The sequence below is a fragment of the Nocardioides marinquilinus genome, assembly GCF_039543705.1.
In the GTDB taxonomy this organism is placed as follows: Bacteria; Actinomycetota; Actinomycetes; order Propionibacteriales; family Nocardioidaceae; genus Nocardioides; species Nocardioides marinquilinus.
In genome coordinates, this window is the sequence record NZ_BAABKG010000001.1 from 1,146,916 (window position 1) to 1,160,438 (window position 13,523).

11 protein-coding genes and 1 riboswitch are annotated in these 13,523 nt (G+C 74.4%); of the genes, 6 read left to right on the forward strand and 5 right to left on the reverse strand.

Annotation, left to right across the window (positions count from 1 at the left end; genetic code table 11):
- Positions 1–7: 7 nt before the first annotated feature.
- The 5 genes from ABEA04_RS05510 to ABEA04_RS05530 all read right to left on the reverse strand — a co-directional run bounded on the left by ABEA04_RS05510 (position 8) and on the right by ABEA04_RS05530 (position 3,902).
- The gene (locus ABEA04_RS05510) at positions 8–271 is read right to left on the reverse strand and encodes an HNH endonuclease signature motif containing protein (RefSeq protein ID WP_345455341.1); all 264 of its coding nucleotides are present in this window, start codon (positions 269–271) and stop codon (positions 8–10) included.
- Between the two features lie 89 nt (positions 272–360).
- Positions 361–834: a tRNA-specific adenosine deaminase gene (locus tag ABEA04_RS05515; RefSeq protein WP_345455343.1), complete on the reverse strand. Its 474-nt coding sequence runs from the start codon at positions 832–834 to the stop codon at positions 361–363.
- A 13-nt stretch (positions 835–847) separates the two neighbouring features.
- Entirely contained in the window at positions 848–1,276 is a 429-nt protein-coding gene (locus ABEA04_RS05520) for a hypothetical protein (protein WP_345455345.1), read from the reverse strand.
- A 338-nt stretch (positions 1,277–1,614) separates the two neighbouring features.
- The gene (locus ABEA04_RS05525) at positions 1,615–2,832 is read right to left on the reverse strand and encodes an HNH endonuclease signature motif containing protein (RefSeq protein ID WP_345455348.1); all 1,218 of its coding nucleotides are present in this window, start codon (positions 2,830–2,832) and stop codon (positions 1,615–1,617) included.
- 422 nt (positions 2,833–3,254) lie between these two features.
- Positions 3,255–3,902 (reverse strand): dihydrofolate reductase family protein, encoded by a 648-nt coding sequence (locus ABEA04_RS05530; RefSeq protein WP_345455349.1) that lies wholly within the window; start codon positions 3,900–3,902, stop codon positions 3,255–3,257.
- A 25-nt stretch (positions 3,903–3,927) separates the two neighbouring features.
- Here ABEA04_RS05530 and malQ point away from each other — a divergent pair, with 25 nt between their 5' ends.
- The 6 genes from malQ (at position 3,928) to ABEA04_RS05560 (ending at position 13,510) form a co-directional block, all read left to right on the forward strand.
- Complete coding sequence (malQ, locus tag ABEA04_RS05535; protein ID WP_345455351.1) at positions 3,928–5,712, forward strand: 4-alpha-glucanotransferase; 1,785 nt, start codon at positions 3,928–3,930, stop codon at positions 5,710–5,712.
- 164 nt (positions 5,713–5,876) lie between these two features.
- Entirely contained in the window at positions 5,877–7,568 is a 1,692-nt protein-coding gene (locus ABEA04_RS05540) for an ABC transporter transmembrane domain-containing protein (RefSeq protein ID WP_345455353.1), read from the forward strand.
- On the forward strand, positions 7,565–9,319 hold the full coding sequence (locus tag ABEA04_RS05545) for an ABC transporter ATP-binding protein (RefSeq protein ID WP_345455355.1): 1,755 nt from the start codon (positions 7,565–7,567) through the stop codon (positions 9,317–9,319). Before ABEA04_RS05540 ends, ABEA04_RS05545 begins: the two co-directional genes overlap by 4 nt.
- Positions 9,320–9,397: 78 nt before the next feature.
- Positions 9,398–9,910 (forward strand): pyridoxamine 5'-phosphate oxidase family protein, encoded by a 513-nt coding sequence (locus tag ABEA04_RS05550; RefSeq protein WP_345455357.1) that lies wholly within the window; start codon positions 9,398–9,400, stop codon positions 9,908–9,910.
- Between the two features lie 167 nt (positions 9,911–10,077).
- Complete coding sequence (locus tag ABEA04_RS05555; protein ID WP_345455359.1) at positions 10,078–10,356, forward strand: response regulator transcription factor; 279 nt, start codon at positions 10,078–10,080, stop codon at positions 10,354–10,356.
- A 276-nt stretch (positions 10,357–10,632) separates the two neighbouring features.
- Positions 10,633–10,819: riboswitch (cobalamin riboswitch) on the forward strand.
- 126 nt (positions 10,820–10,945) lie between these two features.
- Complete coding sequence (locus ABEA04_RS05560; protein WP_345455361.1) at positions 10,946–13,510, forward strand: ribonucleoside-diphosphate reductase subunit alpha; 2,565 nt, start codon at positions 10,946–10,948, stop codon at positions 13,508–13,510.
- The last annotated feature ends 13 nt before the right edge of the window (positions 13,511–13,523 follow it).

Consider the following 13,523-nt stretch of genomic DNA (forward strand, 5'->3'; position numbering starts at 1 on the left):
GCCAAGCTCACCTGCGCATCGGGTGCGACCGCGTCGTCGAGGTGTGGACGAGCCGGTGGTGGAAGGGGCACAGCGGCTGCAGGCGCGCGAGGTCGGTGCGGCCGCCGGAGGCCCAGGGGTCGAGGTGGTGAGCGTGGCAGAACCCGGCGGGCACGTCGCAGCCGCTGTCGTGCTGACAGGTGCGCTGGGCGGCCGCTAGCGCGGTGCGCTGGGCGGCGGTGGCGTAGCGCTGGGACCGGCCGAGGTCGAGCACCCGGCTCGGACCGTCCATGACGGCGGGCAGGACGCCGGCCTCGCACGGCCCGCGTCGCCGAGCCGCACGCCGAGGTGCGGTCGAAGGACGACCACACCCGCTGACGCTCAGCGGCCGAACCGCTGACGGTGCAGCTCGCGTACGGCGTCCGCGTGCTGCTCGCTCGGACCGCGGGTGGGGACACCGGGGGCCACCTCGGCGATCGGCAGCGACGCGACCGGTGACGGGTCGGCGCCGAGCTCGGCGTACCAGCTGGCGGTCTGGGCGGCCGACGTCGCGAAGACGATCGGGCCGAGGCCGACCCAGGCGTGGGCGGCCGAGCACATCGGGCAGTGCTCGCCGGAGGTGTACACCGTCGCCCCCGCCCGCTCGGCGGGCGTCAGGTGCTGCGCCGCCCACTGGGCGAGGGCGAGCTCGGGGTGCTGGGTCGCGTCGCCGCTGCCCTCGAGGTTGCGCTCCTCACGCCGGACGTCGCCCGCGGCGTCCACGAGCAGCGAGCCGAACGGCTGGTCGCCGGCGGCGACCGCCTCGGCCGCCAGCTCGACGCAGCGGGTCAGGTGCTCCAGGTCGGTCTCGTCCACGGGCTCGACGCTCTCACGCCGCGAGGGCGACGACGGCGAGCGCCGCGGCCACGACGGCGACGGCGCACCGCGCGCGGTCGACCGCGATCAGCCGGTGGAGCAGTGGCGGCTGCGCGCCGTCACGGCCGAGGCGGCCGTGGGTGGCGGCGGCGACCGCGGTGATGACGGCGACCGACCCGAGCGCCGCGACCGTGACCCACGTGAGCGCACCGGGGTCGTCGAGGAGCGCCCAGACCGACGTCGCCACCAGGCTCGCGTAGACCGCCATCACGACCGGCGTGATGCGTCGGCTGTGCGCGTCGTGGCGCTCGGCCCAGTCCTCCGATGTCAGCTGCGACGCGCGGGCCACCAGCGCGGGGTAGACGATCACGGTCACCGTCACCTGGAACCCGGCGTGCACCCCCGCCGCCACCGCCAGCGCCTCGCCCGCCCCGATCCCCACCCCCCGAGTCTCCCGGCCGCCGTCCACCCCGACCACATCCGCTGGTCGTGCACGCCGAGCGTCTGCGCGAGGCCGTCGTCGAGACCTCGCACGGTCAACGGGAACGCACCCCCATGGAACCTGAGCTTGTCGAAGGGCACCCCGTGCGAACGTCTGCGTGGAGGGCCGGTGGTTTCGACGACGCTCGCCGAGGGCTCGCTGCTCAACCACCGGAGTCGGCCTGACGGTGGTCGAGGTGCGAGGCCGGCCACGGCCGAGCCTCGAGACCCCGCGCGGTCAACGCGAACGTGACGCACGGGGCATGCCGGTAGCCCCGCCTGTAGCGGGGTGTGGGGCGGTCAGGGTCGTCGGCGTCGGTCGACGGCGAAGGTGCGGCCGGTGGGGCTGGTCCACTCGTAGAGGCCGGGTTCGAGCATGCGGTAGTGCCAGCGGCTGTGGGTCTTGGCGCGGTGGTGCCGTCGGCACAGCGGGGCGAGGTTAGATGTCGAGGTCGGTCCGCCGGCCTCGTGGGGGTGGATGTGGTCGAGATCGACGCGTCGTCTCGTGCAGCGGGGGAAGACGCAGTGGCGGTCGCGGAGCAGGACGTGCTCGCTGACGGCGGGGCTCGGGCGATAGGCGTCGCTGGCTCGTTCGACGTTCAGGTCGATCACCGGGCGGACGGTGAGCTTCGTCCCTGGGACGGCGCACCACTGCTTGATCTGCTCGACCAGCACCGGGGTCTGGGTGTTGTCGAGGACGCCGACGTCACTACCGTCGAGATGCGCGTAGAGCGTCACGCCGCGACCGGCATCTGTATCCAGGTCGAGCGCGAGCTGCGCGCGGGCCATCTCGCCCAATGCCTGCGACCGGCGGACGTCGAGGGTCTCGGTCGAGCCGAGGTCGGCGAGCTGCTGGGCACCTGCCTGGACGGCGGCTTCGAGGTCGATCGCGTCGGCGACGTCAAGGGTTGCGGCGATCTCGACGGTGCCGTTGATCGGGACGTCGAGGCCGTCGAGTCGGATGTCGACACCGCGTCGCTCGGCGGCCTCGACCCGACGCCTCTCAGCCTCGGCGGGGTCGAACCGGGCGATGGCGGCGGCGGTGGTCCGTTCGATCTGGGCGAGGGAGAGGTCGTGGGCGAAGGTTGCCAACGCCTGGTCGACGAAGGCGGCGCCGACCTTGCTGAGGATCACGGTGTGCTCGGCGACGCGGAACGCCCGCCACACCGGCACCTCCATGGCGAGGACCCGGCCGTACAAGCAAGGAAGGCGGTGGCGCAGCTCGAGGGCGTGGCCCAGGTAGCGCAGCCCGGAGTCGGTCGAGACGCCCATGACGGCCGCAAGGTCGAGGGCCGCCCACTCGAGCACAACGGGAGCGCCGGGGCCGGCGACCTCGAGCCCGGGCTCGGCGAGGGCGTCGGCGATGTAGTCGGCGTCGGTGGTGGTGTGGTCGGCTGCCCAGGCGAGCACGGCGCGGAGCTTGGCGACGTCCACCCGGACCTGTTCGGCCACCACCGACTCGACCGCGTCGAGCAGCGGGTCGCTGCTCACGCGCGGGGTCTGGGTGGTGGTCGGCATGCGCCGATTCTACCGTCGACCACTGACAACCGCTGGTGTGTTCGATGACCTGTGGAGAACTCCAGAAGGCCCTTCGACAAGCTCAGGGTCCGTGGGGTCGGGCTGGGCTGTGAGGGCCGGTGGTTTCGACGACGCTCGCTGGGGCTCGCTGCTCAACCACCGGTTGCGGCGTCCGGGCCCTTTGACGAGCTCAGGGTCCGTGTAGGCAGGTTGGCCTCGACGGGCCGGTGGTCTCGAGGCTCGTCGCCAGGGCTCCTCGCACCTCGACCATCGTCAAGGGCTGCGCCGTGCGGGCGGGTTGGGCTGGGAGGGCCCTTCGACAAGCTCAGGGTCCGTGGGTCGGGCTGGCCTCGTCGGGCCGGTGGTTTCGACGACGCTCGCTGGCGCTCGATGCTCGACCACCGTTGACGGGCAGACCGTGGTCACTTCCGCCAGAACAGGTGGTGGACGACGCCGCCGCGCTCGGAGGGGACGACGTCGACCTCGAACCGGTCGCGCAGCTCGTCGGGGGAGGTCCAGAGGCGGGTGCCGGCGCCGAGCTCGACGGGGGAGACGGCGACGTGGAGGGTGTCGACGAGGTCGGCGTCCAGGAACTGCCGGATCACCGACGCGCCGCCGCCGAGCCGGACGTCGAGGCCACCGGCGGCCGCGCGTGCCTGCTCCAGCACCGCCGCCGGGTCGCCGCCGACGAAGTGGAAGGTCGTGTCCGACAGCGTGAACGACGGCCGCGGGTGGTGGGTCATCACGAACACCGGGGTGTGGAACGGCGGCTCGTCACCCCACCAGCCCTGCCACTCGTGGTCGTTCCACGGGCCGCGGTGCGGGCTGAACTTGTTGCGCCCCATGATCTCGGCGCCGATGCCGTGGTCGAAGTCGCGCACCAGGTAGTCGTCGAGCCCACGGCGCCCGACGCCGTCGGTGCGACCCGGCCAGCTCGCGCTCGCGAACGCCCACCCGTGCAGGGTGGGCGGGTCGACGTGCCCGAACGGCCGTTCGAGGCTCTGCCCCTCGCCGGCGCCGTATCCGTCGGCGGAGACGCTGAAGCTCTGCACCCGCAGCAGCTGGCCCATGCCCCCAGCCTGACAGGATCGGGCCGTGATCGACGAGTACGGCGTCCAGTCGTCGTGGCTGGACTCCGACGACCAGCCGCAGCACGCCACCGACGAGACCGTCCGGCGGGTCCGCGAGCTCGCGGGCCGCCCGCCCGCCGACCTCGCCGACACCGGCCCGGTGGTCACCCGACCCGGCCGCGCGACCGGCCTGCGCGGCGAGGTGACGTGCGAGGACGGCAGCCGGTTCACCCTCGACGACGTCGTCCCGGACGACGCCCCGCTCGGCTACCACGCGCTCACCACCGCCGCCGGCACCACGCGGCGCCTCGTCGTCTCGCCGGGCCGCTGCTTCGTGCCCGAGCGGCAGTCGTGGGGCTGGGCGGTGCAGCTGTACGCCGCCCTGTCGAGCGGCAGCGCGGGCATCGGCGACCTCGCCGACCTGCGCACCCTCCGCGAGTGGACCGAGGCGGCCGGCGGCGGCTTCCTCGTCGTCAACCCGCTGCACGCCGTCGCCCCGGTGACGCCGGTCGAGTCGAGCCCCTACCTGCCCGCCACCCGCCGCTTCCGCAACCCGCTCTACCTGCGCGTCGACGGCGCCGCGCCGCACCGCCCCGACGTCATCGACCGCGACGCCGTGTGGGCCGAGAAGCTCGGCCTCCTCCGCCGTCGCTTCGACGCCGAGGCGAGCCGGCCGGACGCCGCCTTCACCGCCTGGCGCGCCGAGCAGGGCGAGGCCCTCGAGCGCTTCGCCACCTGGTCGGTGCTGTGCGAGGAGCACGGCGGCGACTGGCGGGCCTGGCCCGAGGCGCTGCGCGACCCCGCGTCGTCCGCCGTCGCCGAGGCCGTCGCGACCCGGCAGGACGACGTCGCCTTCCACGCCTGGCTGCAGTGGCTGCTCGCCGAGCAGCTGCGCGAGGCCACCGGCGACCTGACGGTGATCCAGGACCTGCCCATCGGCGTCTCCGGCGGCGGCGCCGACGCCTGGGCCCGGCAGGACGTGCTCGCCATCGGCGCCACGGTCGGCGCGCCGCCCGACGCCCTCAACACCGTCGGCCAGGACTGGTCGTCGCCGCCGTTCGTGCCGTGGCGGCTGCAGGCCGCCGACTACGAGCCGTTCGTGCAGTCGGTGCGCGCCACCATCGCCGGCGCCGGCGGCCTGCGCATCGACCACGTCATGGGCCTGTTCCGCCTCTGGTGGATCCCGGAGGGCTCCGCCGCCACCGACGGCTGCTACGTGCGCTACCCCTCCGACGACCTGCTCGACATCGTCTGCCTCGAGTCCCACCGCGCCGGTGCCGTCGTGGTCGGCGAGGACCTCGGCACCGTCGAGGACGGCGTCCGCGAGGCGCTGGCCGAGCGCGGCATCCTCGGCTACCGCGTGCTCTGGTTCGAGGACGACGAGCCCGAGACGTGGCCCGCGGGCTCGCTCGCCGCCGTCACCACACACGACCTGCCCACGGTGCCCGGGCTGGTCACCGGCTCCGACGTGGACGACGTGCTCGCCGCCTCCGACATGACCCCGGACGACGTCCGCGCCGGCCGCGCCTCGATGCTCGAGCAGCTGGCGCGTGCGGGCGCCACCCCCGCCGACGGCGTCGACGCCGCCGTCGCGAAGGTCTACGCCCGTCTCGGCGGCGCGCCCAGCCTGCTGCTCGCCCTCGCCATCGAGGACGCGCTCGGCCAGGAGCGGCGTCCGAACGTGCCCGGCACCGACCACACCCAGCGCGACAACTGGAGCCTGCCGCTGCCCGTGCCGGTCGACCGCCTGGAGGAGGCTCCCGGACCGGCGGCCGTGGTCGCCGCGGTCACCGCCCACCGCCAGGGGTGAGCACGGGACCCCCGTCCAGCGGCCAGGCTGGCGCAGCCGAGTGACCTCACCACGATCCGGGTGGTGCGTTCCACCCGCTCCGGGTGATCGGCGCTCGCCGCGTCCTGGCCCCGGAAGCTGGTCAGGACGCGGCTCCCGGCCCGGCGCCGGTTAGGGTCACCTCAGTGACCGCCGCCGCGCCCCCGCCGCCGTCGGCCGCCCGTCTCCTCGGCAGTGCGATCCGTCGCCGCCGTCGCGACACCACGTCGTCCGCCGTGCTGGTGGTCGGCCACCAGCTGTGCGAGGCCGCCGTGCCCGTCGTCGCCGGCGCCGCCATCGACCGCGCCGTCGCCACCGGCGACGGCAGCGCGCTGCTGCTGTGGCTCGGGGTCGTCGTCGCGGTCTTCGTCGCCCTCGCCACGTGCGGCGGCTTCGGCTACTGGCTGCTGTCGCGGGCGGAGTTCTCGATCCGCCGTGACCTGCGGCTGCGGCTCGCCGCCCGCGCCCTCGACCCCCGCGGCGGCCTCGGCGCCCGCCGAGGTGAGACGCCGGGCGAGCTGGTGGGCGCTGCCGGCGTCGACGCCGCCCGGGCCGCCACCGTCACCGACCCCGTCGTGCTGCTCGCCGGTTCCGGCGCCGCGCTCGTCGGCGGCGCCGCCGTGCTGCTCGCCGCCTCGCCGGTGCTGGCCGCCGTGGTGCTGGTCGGGGCGGGCGTCGTCCTGGTGCTCTCGCAGGTGCTCTCGGGCCCGCTGGTCGGGCGCGCCGAGCGCGAGCAGGCGACCCTCGCCGAGGCCACCGCCGTCGCGACCGACCTCGTCGAGGGGCTGCGGGTGGTCAAGGGCATCGGCGCCGAGGACGCCGCCGGGGCGGGCTACGGGCGCACCAGCCGGGCCGCGCTCGCCGCTCGCCTGCACGCCGCCCGTGCCGAGGGCGCCTACGAGGGCGTCACGACCGCGCTCAGCGGCGTGCTGCTCGTGGCCGTCGCGTGGGTCGGCGGCGAGCTCGCGCTGTCGGGCACCATCAGCGTCGGCGACCTCGTGGCCGCCGTCGGCCTCGCGCAGTTCCTGATGGAGCCGCTCGAGCGCCTCGCCCTGTTCGGTCAGCTGCTCGCCGGCGCCCGCGGCGCGGGCGGTCGGCTGGCCCACCTGCTCGCGGCCCCGCCCGCCGTCACCGGCGGCGGCTCGACGGCGGACGACGCTCCCGGCCCGGTCGCCGTCGCGGTCAGGCGCGACGGCCTCGCGCTCGACGTCGCGGCCGGCGAGCACCTCGGCGTCGTCGCCGCCGACCCCGCCCGCGCCGAGCCGCTGCTGCGCACGCTCGCCCGCGACGACGACGCCGGCACCCTCCTGCTCGACGACCGCGACGCCGCCGACCTCGACCTCGACGCCGTGCGCCGCCGCGTCGTGGTGGCCCGCCACGACGCCGTCCTGTTCGAGGGCACGGTGGCCGAGAACCTCGCCCCGGCCGACGCGACCCGCGACGAGTCCGGCTGGGCCGGCGTCCTCACCGCCTCGGCCGCCGCGGACGTCGTCGCCGGCCGGCCGGAGGGCCTCGACGCCGAGATCGGCGAGCGCGGACGCTCCCTCTCGGGCGGTCAGCGGCAGCGGCTGGTGCTCGCCCGGGCCCTCGCCACCGAGGCCGACGTGCTGGTGCTGCACGAGCCCACCACCGCCGTCGACGCCGCCACCGAGGACCGCGTGGCCGACGGGCTGCGCCGCCACCGCGCCGGCCGCACCACGCTGCTCCTCACCGCCAGCCCCGCGCTGCTGGCGCGCTGCGACCGCGTCGTCCTCGTGGACGGCGGCGGCGTGGTCGCCGAGGGCACCCACGCCTCGCTGCTCGTCGATCCCGGCTACCGCGCGGTGGTGCTCGGATGAGCGCCGCGCCCCGGCAGCTGCTGCCGATCGCCACCGCCGCCCGCACCCGCGCCGCGGTGCGCGAGCTGCTGCGCGGCCACGGCGGGCTCACCGCCGCCACCGCCGCTGTGATGACGCTGGCCGCGCTCGCCGTCGTCCTCGTGCCGCCGCTGCTCGGCCGCGTCGTCGACGTGGTGGTCGAGGGCCCGGACGGCGCGGACGACGGCCGCGCGTCGCTGCGGCTGCTCGCCCTGCTGCTGCTCGGCGCCCTGCTGGCGCGGGCGGCCTTCGAGGGCGTCGGCGTCGTGCTCACCGCCCGCCTCGGCGAGACCGTGCTGGCCCGGCTGCGCGAGCGCGTCGTCGAGCGGGCGCTGCGGCTGCCGATCGGCGTGGTCGAGCGTGCCGGTTCGGGCGACCTCGTGCAGCGCACCGGCGGCGACGTCGCCGTCATCTCGCAGGCGATCCGCGAGGCGGTGCCCCTGCTGGTGCTGTGCACCCTCGACGTCGCGCTCACCGTCGCCGGGCTCGCCGTGCTCGACTGGCGGCTCGCCCTCGCCGGCCTCGCCCCGCTGCCGCTGTGGGTGCTGGCGACCCGCTGGTACCTGCGCGCCTCGGGCCCGCGCTACGCCGCCGAGCGGGTCGCCGACGGCGTGGCCACCGGCTCGCTGGTCGACACCCTCGGCGGGTCCGCCACGATCCGCGCGCTGCGCCTGCAGCGCCGCCACCACGCCCGGCTGGCACGCACCTCCGCCGACGCGCTCACCGCCTCGATGCGCACCCGCACCATGCAGGCGCGCTTCGGCTACCTGCTCAACGCGGCCGAGGGCCTCGGCGTCCTCTCGCTGCTCGCGGCCGGGTTCTGGCTGGTGCGCGCGGACGCCGTCACGATCGGCGCGGCCACGGCCGCCGTCCTGTACTTCCTGCGGCTGTTCAGCCCGCTGATGCAGCTGCTCTACCTGCTCGACGAGGCGCAGTCGGCCGGCGCGGCGCTGGCCCGGCTGGTCGGCGTGGTCGACGTTCCGCTCGACCCGACGCCCACCGGCGGCGCGGTGCCGCGCGACGCCGCGCTCGCCGTCCGCGGGCTGCGGCACGCCTACGGGGACGACGAGGAGGTGCTGCACGGCGTCGACCTCGACCTCGCCCCCGGTGAGCGCGTCGCCGTCGTCGGCGCCAGCGGCGCCGGCAAGACCACGCTCGGCACCCTCGTCGCCGGCGTGCGCCGCCCCACCGACGGCGAGGTGCGCATCGGCGGGGTGCCGCTCGACGACCTGCCCGACCTGCGCCGCCACGTCGTGCTCGTCACCCAGGAGGTGCACGTCTTCGCCGGCACCGTCGCCGACAACCTGCGCCTCGCCCGCCCCGGTGCCACCGACGCCGAGCTGCGGACGGCGCTCGACCGGCTCGGCGTCGGCCTCGCGCTCGACGGCGACGTCGCCGACATCCACACCGAGGTGGGCGCCACGCAGGCGCAGCTGCTGGCGCTGGCCCGGCTGCTGCTGGCCGACCCGGCGGTCGCCGTCCTCGACGAGGCCACCGCCGAGGCGGGCAGCGCCGGCGCGCGCACCCTGGAGGCGGCGGCCGAGACCGCGCTGGCGGGGCGCACCGCGCTCGTCATCGCCCACCGCCTCACCCAGGCGGTCGCGGCCGACCGCGTCGTCGTCCTCGACCGGGGCCGGGTGGTCGAGCAGGGCCCGCACGACGAGCTCGTTGCCGCCGGTGGCCCCTACGCGGCGCTCTGGGCCTCGTGGCGTGGCGCCCGGACCACCGGCTGACCGCTCATCCGGCCGGGTGGCCGGCTCGTCGCCGCCGCCGGGCTTGGCTGGAGGGACACCCCGACCCGAGGAGTCCCCATGACCCAGACCACCGACAGCACCGAGGACGGCCGCGCCAAGGTGGCCGAGCTCGTCGACCAGGCCCGGTTCTGCATGCTCACCACGATGACCGACGACGGGCGGCACGTGAGCCGGCCGATGGCGGTGCAGGGCGTCGAGTTCGACGGCGACCTCTGGTTCTTCGTCGACGACGGCTCCGACAAGGTCGCCCAGGTGCGCAGCCACCCGCAGGTCAACGCGGCCTTCGACGACGGCGACCACCAGGCGTGGACGTCGATCTCGGGCGCTGCCGAGGTGGTGCACGACCGCGCCAAGATGGAGGAGCTGTGGTCGCAGCCGCTCGAGATCTGGTTCTCCGACGGGCTCGACACCCCGGGCATCGCGCTGCTCAAGGTGCACGCCGAGACCGCGGAGTACTGGGAGGCCTCGCGCTCGCGCGTGAAGCGCCTGATCGGGGCCGTGCGGGCCGCCGTCACCGGCGATCCGGACAAGTACCCGGCCGACAACGAGACGACCCGGTTGCAGCCCTGAGCCGCCACGCCGCAGTGTGACCTGCTCGTCGCGGCAGGGGTGATCCCCTTGTCGGCGGGTCTGTGTACGGTCGAAGACGCCCCGCTTCACCCGTGGCCCCAGACGCAGGTGTGGCACCCGCTCCACCTGCCGCCCGTGGCCGAGACGAAGCACGGACGGAAGCGAAGATGACGCAGATCCAGAACGACAACCGACCCGATATCGACCTGCCCCCGGGCAACCCGCGCAACCCGGCCAACCTCACCGACCGCGAGTTCGAGGTCATGAGCCACGTCGGTCGTGGCGAGAGCAACGCCGACATCGCTCGTGCCCTCTACCTCAGCGTCAACACGGTCAAGACGCACCTGCGCCACGCCTACCGGCGCATCGGTGTCAGCCGGCGTGTGGACGCCGTGCTGTGGGCCAGCCGCTACGCACCCCAGCGGGCGACAGGCGACTCCGCCTGATCCCTGCCTGGTCCTGCCGGCGGCCTGCCGGTGACCCGCCCCCACAACGCCGAGGCGCTGCGGGGGCGGGAGGCACCGCGTCGACACGTGGTGCGGGGCAGGTACGGAGAGAGCCGTACGGCGTCCACCGTAGGGCCGGGCCGGGGGGCTCGACCATCATGCGCACGGGCGGCTGTGCGCCGCGCCTCCGTTCGCACCTGTCGCGGTGACGAGGTCGCGAAACACCAGATGTGGGTAGTTACACCGGTGTCATTCCCGTATATGGTGGCTAACGCAGCTGGTTCGGCCCGTCATCCAGGGGGGCCGTCGCAAGAGGGAACCCGGTGGGAGTCCGGGACTGCCCCGCAGCGGTGAGTGGGAACGACCTCCGTCAACAGCACTGGGGACGCCGCGTCCAGCGGCGCCCGGGAAGCGGCGGACAGTAGGCCGGCACGTGCGCCCACGAGTCCGAAGACCTGCCAGCGCCCCGCCGTCCGGTGGGGGTCCGCGACCTCGAGGGAAGGTCAGGGGATCAGACTCCCGGTCTCCTCTCCTGCCCGCGTCGTCGCGGACGCACCCGTCACGAGCGTTCCACGAGGGGTGGAGGCAGATGAGCACGACCCAGGGCACGACCCACGACCAGAGCACCACAGGGCCCGGCACAGGTAGCAGCATCCGCGTCGTCAAGCGCGACGGCACGACGTCGGACTACGACGGCTACGAGATCGCCCGTTCCATCGAGGAGGCCGCGGCCGGCCTCGACGACGAGGTCGCCCGCGCGACGCAGCTGCGGGCCGAGCTGGAGATCACGCTGTTCGACGGCATCACCAGCGAGCAGCTCGACGAGGCCGTCGTCCAGGTGGCCCTGCAGAACGTCAAGGACGACCCGGCCTACGACACGATCGCGGCGCGGCTGCTGGTCAAGAGCCTCTTTAAGGCGATCTTCGGCGAGGGCGTCACGCGCGAGGAGGTCGCCGCCTTCCACGCCGAGGCGTTCGTGGCCTACGTGGCCCGCGGCGTCGACCTCGGCCTGCTCGACACCCGGCTGGTCGAGCTGTTCGACCTGCAGCGGCTCGGCGCCGCGCTCGACCCGGCGCGCGACGACCTGCTGCGCTACACCGGGCTGCAGACGATGCGCACCCGCTACATGATCCTCGCGCCCGACGGCCGGCCGATGGAGATGCCGCAGTTCTTCTGGATGCGCGTCGCGATGGGCCTCTCGCTCAACGAGGACGACCCCAACGCCGCCGCCCTGCGCTTCTACGACTCGATGTCGCGGCTGCAGTACCTCGCCGCCGGCTCGACCCTGGTCAACGCAGGCACGTCGTACAGCCAGCTCTCCAACTGCTTCGTGATGCAGATGGAGGACGAGATCGAGCACATCGCCAAGTCGGTGCGCGACGTCATGTGGCTGACCAAGGGCACCGGCGGCATCGGCCTGTCGGTGAGCAAGCTGCGCGCCGAGGGCAGCCCGATCCGGTCGAACAACACCGTCTCGACCGGGCCGATCCCGTTCATGCACACCATCGACTCCACGCTGCGCGCGGTGAGCCGTGGCGGCAAGAAGTTCGGCGCGCTGTGCTTCTACATGGAGAACTGGCACCTCGACTTCCCCGCCTTCCTCGACCTGCGGCAGAACTCCGGCGACCCCTACCGGCGCACCCGCACCGCCAACACCGCGGTCTGGATCAGCGACGAGTTCATGCGCCGCGTCGAGCGCGACCAGCCGTGGTACCTCTTCGACCCCGCGGACGCCGAGGACCTCGTCGAGCTCACCGGCGCGGCCTTCTCGCGCCGCTACGAGCACTACGTGGCGCGGGCCGAGGCCGGCGAGCTGCGGCACAAGAGGGTGGGGGCGCGCGAGCAGTTCCGCGCCATCCTCACTTCGCTGCAGTCGACCTCGCACCCGTGGCTGACGTGGAAGGACACCATCAACACCCGGGCGCTGAACGACAACACCGGCACGATCCACCTGTCGAACCTGTGCACCGAGATCACGCTGCCGCAGGACCGTGACCACGTCTCGGTCTGCAACCTGGCCTCGGTCAACCTCGCCCGCCACGTCACCGGACGCCGGCAGCACGCCCGCGTCGACTGGGACCTGCTGGCCGCCTCGACCCGGCTCGCGGTGCGCCAGCTCGACAACCTCATCGACATCACCATCAGCTCGGTGCCCGAGTCGGAGCGCTCCAACGAGCTCAACCGCGCGCTCGGCCTCGGCGTCATGGGCTTCACCGACGTCGTCGAGCGCATGGGGCTGAGCTACGAGTCCGAGGCCGCCTACGACCTGGTCGACCGGCTCGTGGAGTTCGTCAGCTGGCACGCCATCGACGCCTCGGCCGACCTGGCCCGCGAGCGCGGCGCCTACCCGCACTTCGAGGGGTCGGGCTGGAGCCGCGGCCTGGTGCCGATCGACTCGCTCGACCGGCTGGCCGCCGACCGCGGCGTGCCGGTCGAGGTCGACCGCACCACGCGCCTGGACTGGGACGCGCTGCGCACCAAGGTGGCGGGCGGCGTCCGCAACTCGACGCTGCTGGCGATCGCGCCGACGGCGTCCATCGGCCTCGTGGCCGGGACGACGCCCGGGCTCGACCCGCAGTTCAGCCAGATCTTCAGCCGCGCCACCAGCGCCGGCAAGTTCCTCGAGGTGAACCGCAACCTCGTCGAGGACCTGCGCGCCCTCGGGCTGTGGGAGACGGTGCGCGAGGACCTGCTGCGCCACCAGGGCGACCTCGCGAAGGTGGCCGAGACGCACCCGGTGCCGGCCGAGCTGGTGGAGGTCTACCGCACCTCGTTCCAGCTCTCGGGCCGCGCCTACCTTGAGGTCGCCGCCCGCGCGCAGAAGTGGATCGACCAGGCCATCAGCCGCAACATCTACCTCGCCGACCGCAACGTGAGCTCGATGGTCGAGCTGTACGCCGCCGCGTGGCGCATGGGCCTGAAGACCACCTACTACCTGCACATGATGCCGCGGCACACCGCCGAGCAGTCCACGGTGAAGGTCAACAAGGCGGCGTCCCGGCGCGGGTTCGGCGCCGCCGTCCCGGCCGCCACGGCCCCTGAGCCTGTCGAAGGGCCCCCCACGGGCCCTGAGCCTGTCGAAGGGCTGACGGTGCTGGAGGAGACCTGCCCGGTCGACCCGCAGGAGCGCCTGAACTGCGAGTCGTGCCAGTGAGCGGGGCGCGCGG

Coding starts and splice junctions, on each gene's coding strand:
- ABEA04_RS05545 (WP_345455355.1), top strand. CDS start 7,565: ATGAGCGCCGCGCCCCGGCAGCTGCTGCCGATCGCCACCGCCGCCCGC.
- ABEA04_RS05525 (WP_345455348.1), bottom strand. CDS start 2,832: ATGCCGACCACCACCCAGACCCCGCGCGTGAGCAGCGACCCGCTGCTC.
- ABEA04_RS05550 (WP_345455357.1), top strand. CDS start 9,398: ATGACCCAGACCACCGACAGCACCGAGGACGGCCGCGCCAAGGTGGCC.
- ABEA04_RS05555 (WP_345455359.1), top strand. CDS start 10,078: ATGACGCAGATCCAGAACGACAACCGACCCGATATCGACCTGCCCCCG.
- ABEA04_RS05510 (WP_345455341.1), bottom strand. CDS start 271: ATGGACGGTCCGAGCCGGGTGCTCGACCTCGGCCGGTCCCAGCGCTAC.
- ABEA04_RS05530 (WP_345455349.1), bottom strand. CDS start 3,902: ATGGGCCAGCTGCTGCGGGTGCAGAGCTTCAGCGTCTCCGCCGACGGA.
- ABEA04_RS05560 (WP_345455361.1), top strand. CDS start 10,946: ATGAGCACGACCCAGGGCACGACCCACGACCAGAGCACCACAGGGCCC.